The organism is Microcoleus sp. Pol11C2, assembly GCF_036701505.1.
Taxonomy (GTDB): Bacteria; Cyanobacteriota; Cyanobacteriia; order Cyanobacteriales; family Microcoleaceae; genus Microcoleus.
On the sequence record NZ_JAUBQX010000025.1, the window covers coordinates 1 to 22,038 of the forward strand.

A 22,038-nucleotide genomic window follows, 5' to 3' on the forward strand; every position below is an offset into this window, starting at 1 on the left:
TTTTGAGCCAAAATTCTCATGAAACTACTGCTCGATCGAACCCTCGATCGATTTATGAATGATGTGCGCTCGCTATAGAATTTTCTGAGGTTAGATAATTTGTGCCAGCACCAAGATGATTATAAGCAGAATAGTGTGAAATACGATTTGGCATTAGGTCGCAATAATTGACCTAGATGGAATTGACCGCGATGCAAAACTCGGCAAATCCCCTCGCCACGTCCTGCGAACCCTCAGAGGCCGCTTAAATGCCACCCTTCATGCCCCGGATGGCGAAGCAATATCGTCGAGTGACAAGCTGCGATCGAAAATTTCTTCTAAACCCGAACATTGGGCCGCCGCGCGCAAATTGTCCAAGCAAGTCAGCAGCGACGACGTGATATTTTGTACGGGCGAGGACGGGATTCCAGTGGTGGCGGTGTGTGGTCAATTGCCCGATCGCCCGAAAATTCTTGTACATTTCCACAAGGTCGATCGGTCGCGCGGTCGCCTCGCCCTGAAACGATTCGGTTTGGCTGACAAAATTGACGTATTCATGGTCAATCCCCGCCCTCAAACAAACTTCCTCCGCAGCTATTGAGCTATACTTGAATCGCGCATTTTAGTGCTTCTAGAACAGACAGACACCCAATTTCTCACACCGCGTTCCGTTTCTGAAAAAGCGGCAAACAATTGTTAGCGTCGCATTATAAAAGTGCGACTACCGACTCTTAACAGCAGCAAATGCTGACTTAGATGTTGACGTAAAAATTAGCGGTTTTTCTAAAGATACCAAGGCTTTATCGAAAGCTTTCCCCGATACTATGCCAGAAAATATTTCCCGCCAATTCTACGAATGGCTGGATTTAGTGCAGCTTTACCGCGATGCAGACGTAGTTGCAGTTTGTTTAGTGGACAATAAATATGCTGCAGGAGTGCAGGGTTTGGTGGAAGCCATGGCCTGCAAGCGACCGGTCGCCATTACTCGGACTCAAGGTATAATCGATTATTTAGCGGTGGATATTGCCAAAGTGGTAGATGTGGGAGATGCAGCAGGTTTGCGCGAGGCGATCGTCAATTTGCTAAAAAATCCTCAAGAAGCTGAATCTCAAGCGCAGCGGGGCTAAGAAATGGTTGTGAACCAGCACAGCAGCGAACGTTATGTCGATGTTTTAGCCCAGAAGTTGCGATCGCTTTAATAAAACTGTAGGGTGCCCCTCGGCGCACCATAAACCACGTCCGCAGGATGCACAATGCACACCTTACTGATACAGATAAAAAACCCAACTCTTTATTACCTAAGTCATATTTAAAAAATCATGAATTATGAGTTGCAGTTCCTAATTAAATCTCACAGCAGTTACTTACCTAGTAAATAAACCGGGTTTGACAAAGATAATCGAAAGGCTTAAGGAAGTATTTTCGTTCATCAAACCCGGTTTCTGTGTCTAAAAAGGTTTCACTCAAAACTCCGACATCAAAACTATTAAGACTCCCGTCCACTCGCCCACTTATCCCGCCATTTCACAGTCCCTTCCGAAACTAAAACCCAGCGGCGACAAACCAGATTTTCTCGCAGCGGCGACAGTCCTTCCCGTAGCAGCGCATACTTATAAGAAATCAACTTCCCCGCACTTTCATTAAAAGGAATTTCCCCAAACCAAGTATTAGTATTGATATACTCTAAGGGGTAGCCCTTACTAATATCCCAATTCCCCAATTCAGGACAATCTCCAATCACCACAATTCTTTCCCCAGGCTGAGTTCTAACGCTGTTAAGCTGCGCCCGCACAATAGTTTTCGCCTTAACTCGCTCTCCGACGCGGCTAAAAATCATTACTTCCCGCGAACCCAACTCTAAGTTGTACAGCATTCCATCTTTAACTTCAAACTTACGGCGGGATAAAACCTCCGTATGCTCTCCATCAGGCAGCTCAGTATCCACCTCTTTAAGTGTGACAGAATTGCCACGGTTCATCGCTACAAACACTACGGAATCGCGATAGCGGCGCACGTAACAATAAACATCAGGAGTTAGATATTTTTGCCACTGACTCCCCATCGAAATAGCTGGATTCAGCCGCCGCAATCCCGACAGCAACCGCACATCTCGATAAATCGGCGAATCAGTATCCCACTTTTCCATCATCGGGCGGTTGTAGGGGTCGTTTCCCCCTTCGGTATCATCGTGAAGATACTGTTCGGTGCCGTAATAAATGCAGGGAATGCCGCGAGTCGTCATAATTAAACCTATCGCCAACCGCAGCATTTCTGGATCGGGATTCAACGACTGAAACCTCGGCATATCGTGGTTGTCAATAAAAGTAATCAACTCCGTCGCCCCGTAGTAGCGGTGATCCAAATTCAGGACATCTTGGACTAACTTAAATCCCGCCTCCGCACCCTTTCCCAATACTTCTCGAATTGCCACGCACAGACCAAAATCTAAAATAGTCATCCCCGACTCGTTGACAAATTCCACAGAACGATCGTTTCTAGGGTCGCTGTAAATCCATTCGCCAAAAATGAAAACATCAGGTCTGTGTGTTAAAATGTCAGCATTAAATTCCTGCCAAAACCAAATAGGCATATGCTTGACTGTATCAACCCGCAAAGCATCAACGCCTCTGTCCAGCCATTGTTTAATTGCTGACTTAATGTAATTGCGGTATGCAATATTGTTTTCGTTGAAAGTTGCTAAACCCGAGAGTTCGCAGTTTTGGACTTGCCATTCATCTTCCCAGTTTGTGACTTCGCCGTAGTGGTGATACCAGTCATCTTCATCGTCGTTAAAGTCAGCTATTTTTACGCCGTCGTCGTAAAGTTCCCCTTTTTTACCACTAAAATCTGGATTGCTGTGATTGCAGACAATATCGAGCACGAGTTTCATATTTCGCTGGTGCAACTCGTATACTAATTTGTCAAATACGGTATCTTTAGTTTCTTGTGTTTGGTTGATAGAAGGATTGTCGCCTGTGGCAATGAAGCGGGGATTTAGTCGCTTAAAATCTTTAGTCCAGTAGCCGTGAATTGCAGCTTGTTCGACAAATAATGCTTCAACTTGCTCGAACAGTGGAGTCAGCCAAACTGCGGTAACTCCCATATCTTTTAAGTAATCGAGTTTGTCGATAACTCCCTGCAAGTCGCCGCCCCAATATTTGCCCCAATCTTTGCCTTCTGGATCGTAAAGTTCTGGGTTGGGGCCTTCGTTATTTGCGGGGTCGCCGTCGTAAAAGCGATCGACTACAATGAAATAAATTGTTTCTTGTCGGAATTCAATGTCTCTGGTGTATAGGAATTCTAAATCGAGTTCGCTTTCTGACTTAACTTCTTCTACCAGAGAGTCAATTTTTTCTTCTGGTTCGCTAACTTCGTATTGAGAGGAAGTTTGATTGGGAGTGACTGATGTCATGAGATGTATTTTTTTATATTGTAAGATTGGTCAGTTATTCGGAGCTACAGTCGGAGATAGCTTTCCCCTCTAACTGACTTTTAGAGCATCATACGGAATTTACTCGTTTAATGAAATCTTCCTTTAGAGAGAGGGCAGGCTCATCCTTGAGTATTAGGTGGATGAGAGTTAATATTTAGCGTAATTATCAATCACAGAGGCAGAGCCTCAAAAACCAGTGCTACCAGGCTGAGCCTGGTAACGAGAAAAGGTGCACTCATTGTGTGATCGCACTTTTTCCCTTCCTTCTCTTCCTCCCGCAAGTTTTGGATATCTTCAACGCTCAAACCAGTAGTTTGACTAATCGTTTGATTGTCAAGGACATTGAGAAGTTGCCTAGCAATTTATAGAGCCTTTTCTCTCATTCCTAGCGCGAGTCCTTCTTCTCTGCCTCCTGGGATGCCTTGTTCTCTGCCTTGTGCGATGCGTTTTTCAATTCCCTTGAGCAAGACACGCTGCTGATCGAGAATAAACATTTCGTGTTCTTCTAAATATGCCAACTCCTCTGGATTCAAATTAGTTTCATGGGCAATCGCAAAGGCTTGCTGTATTTCCGATACTGTTTCCATTGTTGACGGCACTATTTCCAAGCTGGGAGCATTTTTCATAAAATAAATCCACTTATCAGTCAAATTTTATAACTCATCCAATTGTGTATTTTATTTGGGCAATTCGATAAATATCAGTTCACTCTATGGGGCGAGTTAATCAAATAAACTGTTTTTCTTCTTGAACACAAAATGAGAAATTACTTCTTGGTAATTGTTAAACATTTCAAAATCAGTAATTGTCAAAGCAATTAGAGATTTTAACTTAAAGTAACCTTGACCGCGAATCAGTTGAAAAGAGCGATCGCCCTACATTTACCCCAACCCTAGCTAACTACAGCCACCGCAGACTCTGGAACCTGAGAATGCTCCACCCGGAACACATTCGCGCTCAAATTAGCAACAACTTGTTTCCCCTGCTGCGTCAGTTCCAAATAGCCGATCGCATCCTTCACATACCGATGAACCACATTCCAATAAAACTTCGGATAACCATCCCGCAACTCCCCCGGATTCTGATAGCCCAAAATCAGATTCTGCCCAGTTTCCTCAAACTCGTAAAACAACGCAGCAATCTTTTGCAAATATCGCGGATCGCTCAACTGACCAATTAAATCCGCAGCGCGAACTAAACCCGGATAATTTACCGTATCTTGATAATCTTCGTCGGTCGGAACCGGGAAACGAGTCAGCTCAATATTATGCTTAACCAGCTCAGCATCAATCAATTTATGACCGCCAAAACGCTCGTCAATAAACATTTTTCCGCGATCGACATGATAATGCATCAAACTAGCATCCGTCGCCCCCGGAGGCAGCGTTAATTTCAGGTCGCCTATTCCCGTTGCATACAGTCCCAAATCTGTTCTATCTTGTCGGCAGACACCTTTAACATATCCGATATCGTGACATAGCAAAGCAATGTGGAAGTGCAGCCAATCTTCGCAGGAAACACCCCCTTCGCGGATGTGCTTCCCACCCAAAATTGCTTGTCCCACCAAGGTTACTAAAATAGTGTGTTCGACATTATGGTAAAGAGCATCGCTATTAGCAATATTTTCTAAAGCCATACTCGCCACCCAAGCAATAATCTCGCCATAGTCAGATTTAAACCCGCCATAAGTGTGGCGGTAGCCCTCAATCAGGCGATTGACAAAAGCCTTAATCAGCAGTTCAGTTGCGTTAAACATATTCAGTTCCCTGATCCCACCTAGATTATTAAATTATTTTTATAGTTATTGTTTTTGCTGCTACCGCTTGATGTTATTTTTGGCTTAAGCGCCACGATGGATACCCACTCCTATCGACAGGCATCCATTGATATTATCAACAATTATGGCTTAAATTAGGGCTCTCGCAACTACCAGAGCGACAGATCCCATAAATAATTGATATCAATGGGTGATCGAGGTACGACACCCCTCAATCAGCAGTAGAGGGTTACATCTTCGCCGCATACCTCAGTCGATTTTAGATGTTAGATTTACTCCACAGATACATCTGGGAGTTGGAACTAGGATCTAAAACTTTGGGTTGCTCACTACTCTTATCGGAAACTTGTATCTGTTCTGGCTGACCCCACCCCAAAACGAGAGAGATCAACAGCTTAACCCCATTAATTCCTCATACACAGGATTAAGCTTGCACATAGGCAGTATGTGGAAAAAATGGTGTCCCCATAACTAGATATCTCTCTCACAAGAACACCGGGCGAGTATAAGTTGGCACACCACTGAGTTACTGGTGGCTCTCCCACTGAAATGCTATCGAGCCACTGTGGCACTTGTTGCAAGAGGCGATCGCAAAAAGTTAAGTTTTGGCACTAATTTTTCGGGAAAATACTTGTAGTCAAGTTCATGATTCATCTCAGTAATAATTACTAACAAAAACTTATGAGTCACTCGACTTAATCCTCAACCAAACCCACTGTTACTCCGGTGACATGAATAAGTTTTATGGGTGACACTCACAGTAGCAAAATGTGATGCGAAGAGCTAGCATTTGTGATTTAAAACTCGCTAAAGTGTGAGACAGATCACGCTCTCTGTTGCATCCAGAATGTATATTTAGATAGATGGCAAGAAAATAAGACAGAATAAGTGCAGCCCTCCCTCGCAGATCCCCTCTCCCATCCTCTGCGATCTACTACTCTGTATACTTACTAATATAAGGTTTCAGGCAATGATTAAACAAAAACATAAATATGCCGACCTTGCTCAACTCCCCCACACAGATACCGTGCTGCAAAAACTCCCTGTAGAAGTTAAAGAATGGGCCCAAAGCTTGCCTTGGAACCAACGGCGCTATGTTTTGTCCCTCTGCTACATATTGTGTGCATCTACTCCCGACTTGCAAGCAGAATTTTTAGATAATTATACAGCCGACGGTTTAGTCTCAAAAATGTTTGAAGATGTAGATACTCTACACCGAGTCAAAGAGTATTTAATCAGATTTCGGGTCAAAAAACAATTAAACGAATCAGATTTAAGAAGCTACATCAAACAATTTTATATCCACTCAGCTCAACAATCGCGCCGAGAAACTGACCAATATTTAGAATCTGCACTCCGCTTCGTCTTGAGTACAGAAGAACGTAATAATGTTTTTAACTACATTTTGGGCTTTGAATTTATTAAAATTGTGTTTCAAATGAGCTGGTTGCAACACGAAAGATTAGCGAGACTGCAAAAAAATCAGTCGCAGTTTATTGAAACCTATATCAAGCCGATTCAACACGCACACAGAATTAATGGCATAATTCTCCCGAAAGATGAGAGAATCTTTTTTGCCAGACGCACCTATTACGTTCAACTACCTAACATTTCCTACAGAAGGCTAATTGAGTTAGTTATGGCAACTTTTACTACAGAAATGGTGAGTAATTGCGGATTTTCAATCAGTCGCCACTCTCAAGCTCTGCGTTTTGACTGCGATTACATTTATGATCCAGAACCAGAAGAAGAAAGATTTCCTACTGACTTGCAATTTATTCATTGACTTGACGCAGTAAGGTGTATCCTAAGTTACTTTTTTCTCTTTATTTTTAGTTGAGCTTTGGGTACAGGAGAGTTTTTGAAGCATGGGACTTCTAGTCTGCCGGTTAAAACTGAATTTTTCAGTAAGATTTGATACCAAATAGGATGGCTGTATCAATTAACCCTCCGCTTGCATTTCTTCAATGTCAAACCAGCTAACTATCACTCCCGCTAGCGGAATCGCCAGAAATATACCTAAAAGTCCTGCTGATCTTGCCCCGACTAACAGTGCAAAAAATACCACTACCGGATTGAGGTTAAGGGAATTTTGCATCAGTCTGGGATGAATAAAGTTGTCTTGAATTTGCTGCAAAACAATGCAAGCTGCCAATACTTTTAAAGATAGCCACACATTTTGAGACAATACAATAAAACAAACTAAGCTAATTCCCAGCGTCGCTCCGATCCCTGGAACTAAATCAAACAATCCGATAATAAAGGCTAAAATCAAGGGAAATTTCACATCTAACAGCAGAAAAATTAAAAAACTTGCTGTTGTCAAAAATAACATTAATAGGATTTGTGCCTGAAAAAATCCTAAAAAGTTTTTCTCTATTGTTACGCTTAAACGCCTGTGCAGGTGTCGAGGTATAAATTTGAGAACTAACACCCACAGCCTCTCTCCATCAAGTAACATGAAAGAAGCCACCACCAAAATTAATATTAAATTCAATAAATTGGTTAAAAATACTTGTAAAAAAGCAATACTCGATACAACTCCCGCCAAAGCTTGATTTCGCAGTTGTTCCTCAATAACTCGCAGGTTAACTTGCAGGTTTCTCGCCCGCAGAAATGCTTCGATGCGCTCGGACAGAGGCGCCAGAGCATTCAAAAATTCAGTCATGCTGTCAATTAATTGCTGTCCTTGAGATAAAAGAGTGACGCCTACGGTGACGGTGAGACCGCCAAAAACTAAAATGGTGAGCAGGACAACGAAGGCGACAGCTAAACTTCTCGGTAAAAATCTTTGGAGAGTTCGCACCGGATAGTTGAGCAAAAAAGCCACGAGTGCAGCAATGGTGAAAACCGCGACGGCAGTTTCAAAGTAAGCTAAAAGTTGCAGTCCAGCCCAACCAGAAGCAAATAAAAGCAAAAACCGGACTAAGGCTAAATTGCTTAGCATATTCCAAAAATTGGGAGGGGTTCTTTCTTGCTCTTTCACAGGGATTTTTAGGGGTTAATAATAGCTCAAAACTATTGCAGAGTGATCTTTTAGAATCGCACCCAAGATATATCTGCGGCTATCCCCCTCAAGGCAGAAAACAGATGACGAACTGAGGCAGGAGTGGGTTCTATTCACCATAAGTTCGATCGTCACGAATGCCCAATGAAACACGCCCGCGATCAAACAAACAGCCTTTTTGACTTGAAAACCGCCTCGGAAACTCGTTGTGATGGCAGTATTTGTCGCGGCAGCCCGATCGCAACTAACACACAAACGCTCAAAGTTGCCGGCGCCGAAAAACCGGGTTTCAGTGCCAGTCGCGAAAAATTTCAACTCTGCCTCGTGGAAGATAGTATGAACAGGTCAATTTTTGGGATACTTGAAACTAGCACTCAACTTAGCTGAGGAACAAACGTGCTGCTATCAAAAGGCTTTGAAGTAGAAATGTATACCGGTACTCCCGAAGGTGAGGTTGTCGGTCTCTCCGATCGCATAGTTGCCGATCTAGAGGGATTTGTCCGGGAGCCTGATAGCCGTAATGTGGAGTACACGACCGCCCCGCTGTGCAGCTACGATCGCCTGTTGTGCGCCTTAGTCAAGCCGCGAGTCCGGTTGCGCGAGTATTTAAAACAATTGGGCGACTATACCTTGCTGCCGGGAAGTACCTTGTCTCTAGGAGGGAGCGATCGATTTTACAGATCCGATCCCAACAACCCCTACCACACCTACATCGAGCAAACCTACGGCACCAAAGTCGTCACCGCCAGCATTCACATCAACATCGGCATCTCCCAACCAGAAATGCTGATGCGGGCCATCCGCCTCGCCCGCGTCGAAGCACCGCTATACCTTGCCTTGAGCGCCTCTTCCCCCTTCCTCGACGGCGAAGTCACGGGCTATCATTCCACTCGGTGGGGTTTGTTTCCCAAAACTCCCGCCATCGTCCCCCTGTTTGAAAGTCACAAGCATTACATTCAGTGGACTGAAGAACAGCTAGAACTCGGCACCATGCAAAATGTCCGCCATTTGTGGTCTGCCGTGCGGCCCAATGGCGATCGTCGCCCCTACTGTCTCAACCGCCTCGAACTTAGAATTTGCGACCTCGAAGTCAATCCTCTGGCTTTGTTGGCCATCACTGCCTTACTAGAAGCTCGCATTTGGCAGATGATGGAAGACCCCAGCTTAGACCCCTTAGAACTCAGCACCTTACCTGCGGCCACCCGCAACCAAGACTTAGTTGCTCTCACAGACGCCAACGAAATTGCTGCATCCCGGCAAAGTTTGGATGCTCCACTAACCCACTGGCAAGACGGCAGGACTATTCTGGCACGAGATTGGATTGAGGAAATTTACCGCGAAGTGTGGCCTATAGCCAAAAAACGCGGCTTTAGTTGCTTTCTCTCGCCACTCAAAAAGATTCTCCGGGAAGGCAACACGGCCCAGCAGTGGTTGAAGCTACACGAGGGCGGTTCGGACACCCGCAGTATTATTCTGCAAGGGATTCAGGGGATGGCTCACCAAGAATGGGAGCTAGAAGACAACTTGTGCGCCCAGTTAGTTGCCTGAAGTACCCGCCGTTATTATAACGGGGGCTTTCACTAGCCCCCTGGCTATGCGTACTCAGCCAATACAGATAGCCCGCACCTCCCGGTCAAAAGTTGCAGAGCGACTCCCAAAAACAAATCAGAATATTTAATCAATGGAGTTCGACAAAGGTTATAAATAAAAGCTATAAGGTATATCTACCTGTGGGTGGTTTTTAAAATTTCTCAATAGTTGTATTGTTCGCTTTTAATTAGCTTCATGCCCCAACTTGTCTTGATTCACCCGCAAATCCCCCCAAATACTGGCAATATCGCCCGCACTTGCGCTGCCACAGGCACAGAACTGCATTTAGTGGGCCCGCTGGGGTTTGAAATTAGCGATCGCTACCTGAAACGGGCAGGCTTAGATTACTGGCCCTATGTCAACCTCCACTGCCACGAAGACTTAGCGGCTTTTCAGGCCTATCGGGAGCAGCGCGGGGGACGATCGATCGGATTCAGCACTGGCGGGCGATGCAATTACGCGCAATTCCAATTTCAGCCCAACGACTGGCTGATGTTTGGCTCGGAAACTGTAGGCATTCCCCAATTCGTCTTGGATGCCTGCGACGCCACACTTTTTATTCCGATGAGCCAGCCTGGAGTCAGGAGTTTGAACCTCTCCGTCAGCGCCACTGTGGGTTTATTTGAGGCTAAACGACAGTTGGGAGAGCTGGGATAAATCATTATCAACACATAAATATATAGATATTTAATAGCTGCCGGAGGGTGCCAAATCTCCATTTAAGTATAAGAAATTTGTATCAAAGGGGTGAAAATCTAGATAGCAGACATTAATATATTTTATTCATTCAAAAACAGATTGTTATCAGCAACACCAAATTACTCCCAAGATGATTCAGCAACAAAAACAGAGGATTTTAGCGATTTAGGGCGTGAGCGAGTACCAGCTTGGGTCTGAACACTATATCTAGTAAATATACGGTTGTAGGTTGTCCGGAAATTAGCCTAAAGTCTGATAATAGGTGAGAGTTCAGAGCCTTACCGGAACGAATATTTTATGTATTCGTTCCAGCTATTGCGGTGTAAGGCTTGTGGGGTTAATTGCAGCAGGTTTGACCGATAATTTTAAAATTTATGACGGTTTGAGCTTGTCTAAATTAAAAAAGCAAGGTAATCTGGCCTAAGCATGATAGCTGTCAACAATCAGAATATTTTTGCTTGTTGATTTAAACTCAGCGTCATGCGATCCCCTTGAGTGTTTCCAAGGACAGTTAGCGCTTCTCAGTAGGAGGTCGTTTTTTTGAAACGAACATATCCCCAAATTAAGCCTGTTCAGGCTAGTGAAATCGACAGAGACGGTTCTGCGGAACCATCCAAACAGACAACGCTCAGCACAGGCAGAGTTCGCTCTCTCGCCACAATCGGGCTGGCAATATCGGTAGGTGCTTCTGGCATCCTGCTACCGAGAAATGGAGACAGCGCTCGCGCGTCTGAACTCGCACCGACATCAGAATCCACCGCTGAAGTACAGCCAGTATCGGCCAACGGGTCCGCTACGTCCGCACAAGTTGACGGTTCCAAGGCCCAACAGCCCGGAGCACCTTCTGAGCCGGCGACGGTTAAGGTGCAGGAGGGGCAAAGCCTTTGGGAGCTTTCTCGGGATTATGAAGTTGAACCGTTGGTATTAGCAACTGCCAACGACATCCAACCCGATACCATACTCCAAGTTGGCCAACAGCTCAGAATTCCGACTGCGACGGAAGCCACACCACAACAGAACGCCGGCTATAGCACATCGGCTTCGCTAGAGCGCGCAGCGACGGTCAATCCCGAACAAGAGTTAAATCTGACTGGCTCCGAGCCATTGGATAGTGCAGCCATGACAGCGCTGCCATCAACCGCAGCGACCCCGCTGGTTACGACGGTACCGGAACAAAGTTCGATCGAGATCCCGAATGCAGACGGGGCGATCGACAGTTTGAAAAAACAGGAAAACCGCACCACAGAATCGGGTCGAACTATGTTCGGGTCGGAGGGGGGAGCAAATTTATCTACACCTGCGGCATTTTTGCCCGAGTCAGCAACGACGCTGACCTCCCCCGGATATGCAACTGGGACAACTATTCCTGACCTCGATGCCACACCTGTAATTCCCAATTCTGGGGGAGGTAAAGCAGCATCGCCAGATCAAGCATTCGAGTCAATTGAACAGTCTTTGGCAACACCCAGTTTGCCCTCGGCTGTGCTAGTCCCCCCTGCGGGAAGTACCGCCGCGCCGGCTGAGGTTCTCTACAGCGTGCGTCCGGGAGATACGGTAGATGCGATCGCCAAAGGTCACGGCGTATCGCCCAAAGATCTGATCTCCGTCAACAAGCTCGGCAACCCCAACTTGCTGAATGTCAATCAACGGCTCAAAATTCCCCAAGTTGGATTTAAAAATCCAGGGGTGGAGGTGGCAGCATCTTATTCTGCCTCCAACTCTACATCTGTCTGGGCAGCGAGTTCGGTTCCCGCATCTTTGAACCCCAGCTCGTCTACCTCGGAAATAGCCGGTGCTGGCGTTGCAGCACCCGCGCCCAAAGTGCCTGTTGTATCTCCCCTGGAGAACCTGGAAGGTCTGAACAATATTTCAGCGCCGATGGTTCCCCAAATTAACAGCATTCCGCTCACTCAAGTTTCCCAAACGATTCGCGATCCAGGGAAGCTGGCTCTTCAAGGCGAACCAACATTTACAGGTGCAGTTGACACCACTGCCCTGCCTGGGCCAGCCAGTGCAACTGCTACCGCCATCGCTACGGGAGAATACCCGCAGCCGCTCAGCTTCGTGGCAAATACTAGCGCTCAGGGTTCAAATGCCGATCCGACTAGCGCTTTACCAGAGTCGAATTCGGAGGCTCTCCCTACCGCAGAAGCTCTCAACCCTTATTCCGAACGATTGAGGGCAGAAGTTGTCCGGCTGCGAGAGGAATATCGTGCCTCGCGCAATTCGATCGGCCCCAATGCGGTGTCCCTGGCTCCAAATGACGGGTCCTCGGTCAACCCGTCTGAGGATATGCCAAGTGTCAATCCATATCTTTACACCCCCGACTATACTGAGGCGGTGCAGAATGAAATCAGCAGACCGCCATCGAGAGCGTGGTCTGAACAGGTTCAGAAGCAGCAGCAAGAGCGTTTAGACCCCGCTCGCGCAGCGGAACTGCAACCGATCAACCTGACGCCGACCTCTGCTGGGCAGCAGCCTGTGGTCGCAACTGCTCCTTTGGGAGCCGACGGTTACGATCCCCTAAGCAACCCGTCTTTGGGACGCATGGTTTCTCCAGAACTGCCTCCGCTTTCTAGCCCAGATACCTATCTGCCTAACGGCAAACAACAGTCGGCTAAGGGGTTTATTTGGCCGTCTAAGGGCGTTCTTACTTCTGGCTACGGCTGGCGGTGGGGACGGATGCACAAAGGAATTGATATTGCAGGGCCGATCGGCACGCCAATTGTGGCAGCATCAGACGGGGTGGTTACCTATGCTCAGTGGAACGACGGCGGCTACGGGTATCTGGTGGAAATTACCCATCCTGACGGCACTGAGACTGTCTATGCCCACAACAGCAGAATTTTGGTGCAAAAGGGTCAGAGAGTCGCTCAAGGGGAACAGATTTCAGAAATGGGCAGCACTGGCTTCAGTACCGGGCCGCACTTGCACTTTGAAATTCATCCCGCCGGACAGGGTGCTATCAACCCCATGGCTTTACTGCCCGACGATGCGTCCAGCGCTTCTCGGTAACGACTGGTCGGAAGTTATGGGTTTTGAATGATTACCAAAACTCATAACTTTTACTGTCACTTATTAGAAATACTGTTGTTTTAAAACAAGACATAGCTAGCCCTACCGTGCTACGATAGTAAATCGTGAAGTAGATTTGGCTCAGTGGCGCAGTGGTTAGCGCAGGGGACTCATAAGCCCAAGGTCGCAGGTTCAAATCCCGCCTGAGCCATTATTTAATCAAAAAAACTGCGCTCTCAAATTTGAGAGCGTTTTTTTTGATCGAGAAGATACTTGTAGTCGTTATGAGTATGATATATTTGTAACAGTTCGTAAAAAAGGAAACAAAATCTATGACCAGTGAATGCCTCCGGGTTGGTCAAGCTGCACCCGATTTCGCAGCAACAGCCGTAGTGGATCAGGAATTCAAGACAGTTAAACTGTCAGACTATAAAGGCAAAAAGTATGTAGTCCTGTTCTTCTACCCCTTGGACTTCACCTTTGTGTGCCCGACTGAGATTACAGCATTTAGCGATCGCTTCGAGGACTTCAAGAAAATCGATACCGAAATCCTCGGCGTATCCGTTGACAGCGAATTCTCTCACCTCGCTTGGATACAAACAGACCGCAAATCAGGCGGTGTCGGCGACCTCAACTATCCCTTAGTTGCTGACCTCAAAAAAACAATTAGTTCTGACTACAACGTCCTCGACCCAGAAGCAGGCGTTGCCCTCAGAGGTCTGTTCATCATCGACAAAGAAGGCATCATCCAACACTCTACTATTAACAATCTTGCGTTCGGCCGCAACGTGGATGAAACTCTCCGTACTCTGCAAGCTATCCAACACGTCCAGTCTCACCCCGATGAAGTTTGTCCCGCCGGCTGGCAGCCCGGTGACAAGACTATGACTCCCGATCCAGTCAAGTCTAAGGTATTCTTTGCTGCGGTTTAAGCACATTATATTTGTACGGACACGGCGCTGCCGTGTCCGTACCCGCAGAGGCATTATTTAAGCGGATTTTTAATTACCAATTAGCAATTAGCAATTACCCAATTAGGAAATATGCTGACTTCTACTAATTTTAGCGGCTTGTTAAATGAGCGGTTTTTCCAAAATTTATTGCCTGTTCCGGCTAGTAATGTTCTGAAGCTGGGACAGATGACGCCAGACTTTGAATTGCCGGATATTAATAATGGCAAATTGGTGCGGCTGTCGAATTATCGGGGCGATAAGCCGGTAGTTCTGGCTTTTACGCGAATTTTTACTGAAAAGCAATATTGCCCTTTCTGTTTTCCTCACATTAAAGCTTTGAATGAAAACTGGGAAAAATTTGCCGATCGCAATATAGAATTATTGATGGTTGCCAGTACCAACGATCGCCAAAGCCAAATTGTGGTTAGAGATTTAGGCTTGAAAATGCCTCTGCTTTCTGATCCAGGCTGTAAAGTATTTCGGGCTTATCAAGTCGGTCAGGCTTTAGGTGCTCCTTTGCCGGCTCAGTTTGTTTTGGGTGCAGATGGAAAACTCCTCTTCAAACATTTGTTTTCTTTCATAGACCACAATGCTAGTGTGGACACTTTGCTGAAATATGTCGGTAAGGAAACCGCTGCTGTGTCCTAATTTGGAGTTTTTCACCGCTGATGTACGCTGGTTTAGGCTCATCAGCGGGATTTTTTCGCAGGTTGACACTGGCTGCGACCCCTCTTTAGTAATAAATACTTATTGTGCCAATTTCAATGGCGGAATGTTGCCATGTTGGCTCGACATTAATCTAGGCTATAGCTTGAAGGTACTTAGTACAAGTTTAAGCCAATGTCGTCTCCCAAAGGTCGATCGAGCAAAATTGAATTGAGCGTCTTAGCGTCGCATCCTGAGTTGTTGAGAGGTTTAGATGCGTGGCTGCGGCTAGGTTTACTTTCGCCCGCTGAGGTTGAGGAATTGTGCCGGCAGTATTTAGTCTGCCCGCTTCCCGAGCCCGCTGTAGATATTTCTGAAATTGAGGGCCCGCGAGATCCTATTGCCGAGCCAAAAGTACCTGCCTTATCAACGCAAAAAGCAGTACCTAGCAGCAGGGAAAGCGTTGCTAGGCCCACAGAAACTACTCAAACCCCTAATTTTATCGCTCAAATTTTGCACTCGCTAATGGCCGAAATTAGCGTGGTGTGGCTGTTGTTTTTAGGAGTGTTCATGGTAGTTGTCTCCTCTGGAGTCTTAGCTGCCAGTCAGTGGGAAAGATTTCCGGCCGCCGGACAATATGGAGTTTTGTTAGCTTATACTTTAACCTTTTGGGCAATTAGCAGTTGGGCAAACAGACAGCAGAATTTGCACTTGACTGCTCAAACTTTGCAAGAAGTGACGCTGTTGCTAGTGCCGATCAATTTTTGGGCAATGGATACTTTTGGATTGTGGCGGTATCCTTGGGATTGGGCGGTAGCAATCGCAGCAGCACTTATTTTGACTTGGATAACTGCCCGGATTATAAAAGATCAATATCAAAGCTTTTCAGGAAAAAACATCACTCGCTCGATCGCCCTAAATCACTTGGGATTGAGTTATTTGCACTGGGGGTGGGCATTGGCCGGCTTTTCCCTTACTGCGGTTTATGTAGGTACAGTGGGTACTGCTGCTACTACAGTTTATCAAGTTCAGCAACAACGATTGCAATCTATCCAACGTGGGGGAAATACTGAAACATTCCCCCCTGCTTTCAGTTTGAGCAGAGATTTTCTGACTTACAAAAAAGCGGCTTTAGTAGCTTATTCGTTAGGAATTTTACTGGGTCGAGCGATATTTGTCAAGGATGTAAATATCGCTGAAATGGGTTTAGCTTTGGCGATTTGTGGCGTGCTTTTAGCATGGCTGGATTGGCAGCACCCCCTCGCATCTGGGACTATTGAAAACAATATATCCGACCAGCCAAATCCCAGCAATTTTTTTAAATGGCAATTAGCGGGAATGGGTTTGTTAGGTTTGGGGTACCTGGTTTGTTTTCGCGACATTCCGCTACAGGCGATCGCAGTTAGCTGCTTGGCTGTTTGGTTTTTTTATAAACGTTTAGTGCGGTTTGGGCAAGAGTTTGATTTGCTAATGCTTGAGGCGGTGGGACTTCAGAGTATTTGGCTGTTTTGGCGAGTGCTTCCTTTAGGGATTAAAACACAAGTTGTAGCCTTTTTAACTCAGCTTACAAACTCTCAGGAAACTCCTTGGGCTTTTTGGGGTGTTCTGCTGTTGCCTTATTTAATTTTAATGGTAAGTGCAGCGCAGTGGCTCTACCGCAAGCGAAAGTTTCAACTTGCCAGTTTTGGCGAAAACCTGGCTTTCGGTTTGGGGAGTGCTTTAACTATTATTAGTTTTGTCAATCCGTTTTGGCGAGCGCTCAATTTATTGGTATCTACTTTAATTTTAGGTTGGATAACTTGGAAATACGTAATTCCCGATAATTACCGGCGAGTTTCGAGACCTGCTTCTGCTGTTGAACAACCGGGAAATCCGGCAATTTTGGTTGCCATAACTCACATTATTGGTTTAGGCGCGATCGCTTCGGCAATTGACTTATTTTTTCCCAACCAGCTACCAAATATTTGGTCGGCAATATTATTAATTTTTATGACGGCTGAATGGGGATTTTTTGTCTGGATGAAAGCGGCTAATTCCCGAGAAAGTTCTGCGTTTTTCCGCTGGCCTCCTGCATGGTTCCAAAGTTCCTGGTATCTGGGCTTAGTATTAGCAGGATTTAGCTTTGTCTTGTTGCAAAATTATTTGATTGCGGGTACTGCCACTCATCGCCCTCAGTGGAGTTTGCTCTGGCTGGCGACTCCTTTAGCTTTGACTGCTGTTGCTAAATATACTGAGAGTCCTCACAAACAAGTTGCAAGTACCTTTAGTGCGATCGCTTTAATACTCGCACAAGTTCTAATTTTTATTTTTCCGGGATATCGGTTAATTGGTTTGGGCTTGGCAGCCGGATTAATGTTGGTTAATACTTACTATTTAGTCGAGTTACCAGCGGCTGCAATTGGAGTGGGGTTTGGCTTGAGTTTCGTAGCTGCGGTGATCGATCAATTAGGTTTTGTGTCTGGTTGGCTTTGGGGAATTGCCGGGGCGATCGCACTTTTGTCTCTGTGGTTGCTTCGCACCATAATAGTTCGTTTTTCCAGCCGTTTGCCTGAGTCTTCTCAATTAGCTGAAATTTACGAGCGAGCTTTAGATGGGTGGGCAATCTTATTGGCAAGCTTGCTGTTAACAACTATTACTTTTTATTCCTTTGACTTCTACGCAGGCAGTAACTTGAGTTCCTCGCCCTCTGCTGAAGTTTTGGCTGCTATTTTGGTGATAATGGCTGCGATAATTTTCCGAAGTTTACGCCAACTTTCCCCTCTGGCAATTTATGCCTTGGCTTGGAGTTTAGAGTTGTTGACAGCAGTCGGTTTGAGTTTTGTCGATCGCACTACGATTAATTTAGCAGTTGCTAATATCGCTCTCGGATTGTTTACTCAATTATTGGGTGATGTGTGGCGGCGCCGCCACCGCGATCCAACAATTTTACCTAGCATTCATATTATACCTTTGGTTTACGGGGTATTGGGTTTAACTTTCCGATCGCACACTTTGACGAATTGGACTGGTTTAACTGTGTTGGGGGCGTCTTTAATTGCGATCGGCATTGGTAGGCGGGAGCCAGAATTCAAACCGTTGGTTTATTTAGGATTAATTGGCGTGTCCCTTGCTGCTTACGAATCGCTACTCTATCAACTTTTTCAAACACCGGGAGGAGCTTTTGGCGACGGCTTAATTGTCCTGGCCACTCTCGGGACAACTTTAACCTATATCTATCGCATTTTATCTCCTTGGCTCAGCAATTATTTACATTTAACCCATGCAGAGTTAAAAATATTTGCTCACCTGCACTGGGTTGTGAGCAGTTTGCTGCTGATTTGGGCTTCTGCCGATGATATTAAGTCCGGCCTAAGTTTAGGATTAGTCACTGGTGCTTTATTAGTTCAATACGCTTTCTTGCAAGGGCGAAATAATCTCGATCGCCAATGGGCAGAAATTTGGATTTACTTGGGCTGGCTAGAAGCCTTTGGCATCCGGCTTTATTGGATCAATACGCCTTTAGTTAAGTATATTTCCGGGCCGCTGGGGCCTTGGAAAGTTGCCCTCGCTTCTCTATTAGCCTATTTCATTTACATTTTGCCTTGGGACAACTGGGGTTGGTCAAAAAAACCTTGGCAGGTAATTGCTTCGCTGATTCCAATAGTTACTATTTTGGAAAGTCCGGCTAAGTTTTATCCGATTAGCTTGCTGATAGCTGCCACCTTCTATGTTTTCCTGGCTTGGGAAAGGCAGGAAGTCCGTTTTACCTATGTGAGTGTGGCGATAATTGACTGGATAATGCTGCGGTGGTTCTGGCAAATAGGATTGACTCAGCCAGAGTTTTATGTTACTCCTTTAGGACTTTCTTTACTTTACATTACTCAGTTCGATCGCACTCTCAAATTACCAGCACAAAAACCGCTGCGCCACACTCTGCGAATGCTCGCAACTGCGCTGATTTGCGGGATGCCTCTTTTGACTCAGCAAAGCCACGGTTTAGTTGCAGGAGCTTTTAGTTTAGTGGCGATTGCAGCGGGTTTGGCGCTGCGAGTTCGGGCGTTTTTGTTTGTGGGAACGGCTGTATTTTTAATCAATGTTTTCTATCAGTTGGTGGTTCTGATTTTCGATTATCCGCTGATTAAATGGGCGATTGGTTTGGCTTTTGGGATTGTGTTTATCTGGATTGCTGCTACTTTTGAAACTAGGCGCGATCGCATTTCTGCTTTTGTGCAGCATTGGGTTGGGCAATTGCAATCCTGGGATTAGATTCATCGATAAGTTGCTTTTTTTTAGTGATATTTAATGAAAAACCCGGTTTCTCAAAGAAACCGGGTTTTTAATCAACAGTATTTATCCGTCTGTGGAGCGCATTAATGGCTCAATGCGAATTCTGGCAATTTCGGCTCAGATGAACCATCGGGTACTACCTTAACCTGACCGTTTTCATCCACATCAACGATCGCCTTTTGGCCGTCTTTCAGCTTCCCAGACAGCATTTCCTCAGCCAGTACATCTTCCAACAACCGCATGATTGCGCGGCGTAAAGGTCGAGCACCGTAGCTGGGATTGTAGCCTTCTGTAACTAACAAGTCCTTGAACCGTTCCGTCACCGACAAAGTAATACCCTGTTCGGTTAAGCGGCTGAAGACTTGTTGCAACATAATGTCCGCAATCTGCTTGACTTCTTCCCTGTTCAACTGGCGGAAGACGATAATCTCATCCAAGCGGTTGATAAATTCGGGACGGAAAAACTGTTTCAGTTCTTCGTTTACCAAGCTGCGAACGCGGTTGTACTGACCGTCTGCGGCACTTTCAGCAAACTCGAAACCGAGACCGCCACCACCTTTTTCAATCACTCGCGAACCGATGTTTGAGGTCATGATCAGCAGTGTATTCTTAAAGTCTACTGTCCGACCTTTAGCATCCGTCAAGCGGCCGTCTTCCAAGATTTGCAGCATCATGTTGAAGACATCCGGGTGAGCTTTTTCGATTTCGTCGAACAAGATGACCGTGTAAGGACGGCGCCGGACTGCTTCTGTTAGTTGGCCGCCTTCATCGTAGCCGACGTAACCGGGAGGCGAACCGATGAGTTTGGAAACCGTGTGGCGTTCCATGAATTCGGACATATCTAACCGAATCATGGCTTCTTCAGAACCGAAGAAATAAGTTGCCAGGGCTTTTGTAAGTTCCGTTTTGCCGACGCCTGTGGGACCGGAAAAGATGAAACTGGCGATCGGGCGATTTGGATTTTTCAAGCCTACCCGCGCGCGACGGATAGCCCTAGAAACTGCGCTGACAGCTTCTTCTTGACCGATCAATCGCTGGTGCAAAGTATCTTCCATGTGCAGCAGCAATTCCGATTCCGATTCTGTCAGCTTGCTGACTGGTACTCCCGTCCAATTAGCCACGATGTGGGCGATGTCTTCTTCGGTGACGATGGGAGAAGTTTTGAGTTGGCTTTTGTTGATCGTAGCTTCGGCGATTTCGGCTTCAATTTCTAATTCGCGATCGCGCAATTTTCCAGCTTTGTCGAAGTCTTGCTCGCGCACTGCTGCATCTTTTTCTTTTGTTACTGCAGGCAGTTGCTTTTTGAGTTCTTTAACTTCGGGCGGGGTTTGTGAATTCATCACGCGGACGCGGGAACCTGCTTCGTCAATTAAGTCGATCGCCTTGTCTGGCAAAAACCGATCATTAATGTATCTGTCTGACAGTGTAGCGGCTGCTTCTAAAGCTGCGTCGGAAATTGTCAGTCTGTGATGCTGTTCGTAAGCCGATCGCAACCCGTACAATATTTCTATTGTTTCAGCCACGCTCGGTTCGCCGACTTTGATCGGTTGGAAGCGGCGTTCTAAGGCAGCGTCGCGCTCGATGTGCTTGCGATATTCGTCCAAGGTAGTGGCGCCGACACACTGCAATTCACCTCTAGCAAGGGCGGGTTTGAGCATATTGGAGGCGTCCATGCTGCCTTGAATTGCGCCTGCACCGACTAAGGTGTGAATTTCATCAATTACCAGAATGATGTTGCCGGCAGCGCGAATTTCGGCCATGATTTTCGTCAGCCGTTCTTCAAATTCGCCTCGGAACTTTGTACCAGCAATCAGCGAACCCATATCGAGGCTGATTACTTGTTTGTCTTCTAAAATTTCCGGGACGTTTCTATTAACAATCCGCTGGGCTAAGCCTTCGGCGAGGGCTGTTTTGCCCACTCCCGGTTCGCCTACTAACACTGGATTGTTCTTCGTGCGGCGGCCTAGCACTTGGATCACGCGCTCGATTTCATTTTCGCGGCCCACTACGGGGTCGAGTTTGCCGGTGGCCGCTAACTTGGTCAGGTTTGTGCCGAATTCTTCTAAAGTTGGGATTTTGCGATCGCCACTATCTCCCCTAGCTCCGGGTACCGCCGCGACTTCTCCCACGGCACGAATTACCTGCGTGCGGACTCTCTGGCGATCGATCCCCAAGTTTTGCAGCACCTTCGCCGCCACCCCTTCATCGTCCTGAATCAGCCCCAGCAGGATGTGCTCGGTGCCGATGTAATTGTGGCCTAACTGTCGCGCTTCGTTCAGCGCCGTCTCAAAAATGCGCTTGACGCGGGGCGTAAAAGGAATTTCCGGTGGGAGGAACCCGGAACCTCTACCGATGATATTTTCGATTTCATTGCGCGCCTCTTTCAAGTTGAGGCCCATATCCAGTAATACTTTTGCAGCGATGCCAGTGCCTTCGCCGACGAGTCCCAGAAGAATTTGCTCGGTGCCTACAAAATTGTGACCGAGGCGTCGCGCTTCCTCTTGGGCTAGCATGATTGCTTTAATGGCTTGTTCTGTAAAGCGTTCAAACATATTTTTTCTATCCTACTGTCTTGGCGAGGGCTGTATCGCTGCTGGTGAGGAGCGATTTGGAACACTACACAAATTATAGATGTAAATTTTTGTGTATTTCCTTCTATAACAATGTATCTTGC

The 22,038-nt window shown here is 46.3% G+C and carries 16 protein-coding genes, 1 tRNA gene and 1 pseudogene; 10 read left to right on the forward strand and 8 right to left on the reverse strand.

Annotated features, from left to right (window positions below):
* Positions 1–244: 244 nt before the first annotated feature.
* Positions 245–556: a hypothetical protein gene (locus QUA42_RS15800; protein ID WP_333138100.1), complete on the reverse strand. Its 312-nt coding sequence runs from the start codon at positions 554–556 to the stop codon at positions 245–247.
* Positions 557–803: 247 nt separating this feature from the next.
* On the opposite strand from QUA42_RS15800, the gene QUA42_RS15805 reads away from it, so the two are divergent.
* The gene (locus QUA42_RS15805) at positions 804–1,106 is read left to right on the forward strand and encodes a glycosyltransferase (protein WP_445301326.1); all 303 of its coding nucleotides are present in this window, start codon (positions 804–806) and stop codon (positions 1,104–1,106) included.
* Between the two features lie 359 nt (positions 1,107–1,465).
* On the opposite strand, the gene QUA42_RS15810 is transcribed toward QUA42_RS15805, so the two are convergent.
* The 5 genes and pseudogenes from QUA42_RS15810 to QUA42_RS15825 all read right to left on the reverse strand — a co-directional run bounded on the left by QUA42_RS15810 (position 1,466) and on the right by QUA42_RS15825 (position 5,879).
* The gene (locus QUA42_RS15810; protein WP_333138101.1) at positions 1,466–3,391 is read right to left on the reverse strand and encodes an alpha-amylase family glycosyl hydrolase; all 1,926 of its coding nucleotides are present in this window, start codon (positions 3,389–3,391) and stop codon (positions 1,466–1,468) included.
* 383 nt (positions 3,392–3,774) lie between these two features.
* Complete coding sequence (locus tag QUA42_RS15815) at positions 3,775–4,038, reverse strand: hypothetical protein (protein WP_333138102.1); 264 nt, start codon at positions 4,036–4,038, stop codon at positions 3,775–3,777.
* 266 nt (positions 4,039–4,304) lie between these two features.
* Positions 4,305–5,168 (reverse strand): Npun_R2479 family HD domain-containing metalloprotein, encoded by an 864-nt coding sequence (locus QUA42_RS15820; RefSeq protein ID WP_333138103.1) that lies wholly within the window; start codon positions 5,166–5,168, stop codon positions 4,305–4,307.
* Between the two features lie 408 nt (positions 5,169–5,576).
* Positions 5,577–5,651: pseudogene (locus QUA42_RS27825) on the reverse strand (Mo-dependent nitrogenase C-terminal domain-containing protein); the annotation flags it as partial.
* A 90-nt stretch (positions 5,652–5,741) separates the two neighbouring features.
* On the reverse strand, positions 5,742–5,879 hold the full coding sequence (locus tag QUA42_RS15825; RefSeq protein WP_333138104.1) for a hypothetical protein: 138 nt from the start codon (positions 5,877–5,879) through the stop codon (positions 5,742–5,744).
* Positions 5,880–6,159: 280 nt separating this feature from the next.
* Here QUA42_RS15825 and QUA42_RS15830 point away from each other — a divergent pair, with 280 nt between their 5' ends.
* Entirely contained in the window at positions 6,160–6,975 is an 816-nt protein-coding gene (locus QUA42_RS15830; protein ID WP_333037746.1) for a cobyrinic acid a,c-diamide synthase, read from the forward strand.
* Positions 6,976–7,131: 156 nt separating this feature from the next.
* On the opposite strand, the gene QUA42_RS15835 is transcribed toward QUA42_RS15830, so the two are convergent.
* Positions 7,132–8,175: an AI-2E family transporter gene (locus QUA42_RS15835; protein ID WP_333138105.1), complete on the reverse strand. Its 1,044-nt coding sequence runs from the start codon at positions 8,173–8,175 to the stop codon at positions 7,132–7,134.
* Between the two features lie 165 nt (positions 8,176–8,340).
* On the opposite strand from QUA42_RS15835, the gene QUA42_RS15840 reads away from it, so the two are divergent.
* The 8 genes from QUA42_RS15840 (at position 8,341) to QUA42_RS15875 (ending at position 19,343) form a co-directional block, all read left to right on the forward strand.
* The gene (locus tag QUA42_RS15840) at positions 8,341–8,583 is read left to right on the forward strand and encodes a hypothetical protein (protein ID WP_333138106.1); all 243 of its coding nucleotides are present in this window, start codon (positions 8,341–8,343) and stop codon (positions 8,581–8,583) included.
* Positions 8,584–8,592: 9 nt separating this feature from the next.
* Positions 8,593–9,744, forward strand: coding sequence for a glutamate--cysteine ligase (gene gshA / locus QUA42_RS15845; protein WP_333037750.1), 1,152 nt, complete (start codon positions 8,593–8,595; stop codon positions 9,742–9,744).
* Positions 9,745–9,981: 237 nt separating this feature from the next.
* Positions 9,982–10,443, forward strand: a complete 462-nt coding sequence (locus QUA42_RS15850; protein WP_333037752.1) for a tRNA (cytidine(34)-2'-O)-methyltransferase — start codon at positions 9,982–9,984, stop codon at positions 10,441–10,443.
* Between the two features lie 582 nt (positions 10,444–11,025).
* Complete coding sequence (locus tag QUA42_RS15855) at positions 11,026–13,500, forward strand: peptidoglycan DD-metalloendopeptidase family protein (RefSeq protein WP_333138107.1); 2,475 nt, start codon at positions 11,026–11,028, stop codon at positions 13,498–13,500.
* A gap of 138 nt (positions 13,501–13,638) precedes the next feature.
* Positions 13,639–13,711: transfer RNA gene (locus QUA42_RS15860), tRNA-Met, on the forward strand.
* Between the two features lie 121 nt (positions 13,712–13,832).
* Positions 13,833–14,432, forward strand: coding sequence for a peroxiredoxin (locus QUA42_RS15865; protein ID WP_190663488.1), 600 nt, complete (start codon positions 13,833–13,835; stop codon positions 14,430–14,432).
* A 111-nt stretch (positions 14,433–14,543) separates the two neighbouring features.
* Positions 14,544–15,101, forward strand: coding sequence for a redoxin domain-containing protein (locus QUA42_RS15870; RefSeq protein ID WP_333138108.1), 558 nt, complete (start codon positions 14,544–14,546; stop codon positions 15,099–15,101).
* Between the two features lie 192 nt (positions 15,102–15,293).
* On the forward strand, positions 15,294–19,343 hold the full coding sequence (locus QUA42_RS15875) for a hypothetical protein (RefSeq protein ID WP_333138109.1): 4,050 nt from the start codon (positions 15,294–15,296) through the stop codon (positions 19,341–19,343).
* A 104-nt stretch (positions 19,344–19,447) separates the two neighbouring features.
* On the opposite strand, the gene QUA42_RS15880 is transcribed toward QUA42_RS15875, so the two are convergent.
* Positions 19,448–21,916, reverse strand: coding sequence for an ATP-dependent Clp protease ATP-binding subunit (locus QUA42_RS15880; protein ID WP_333138110.1), 2,469 nt, complete (start codon positions 21,914–21,916; stop codon positions 19,448–19,450).
* Positions 21,917–22,038: the final 122 nt, after the last annotated feature.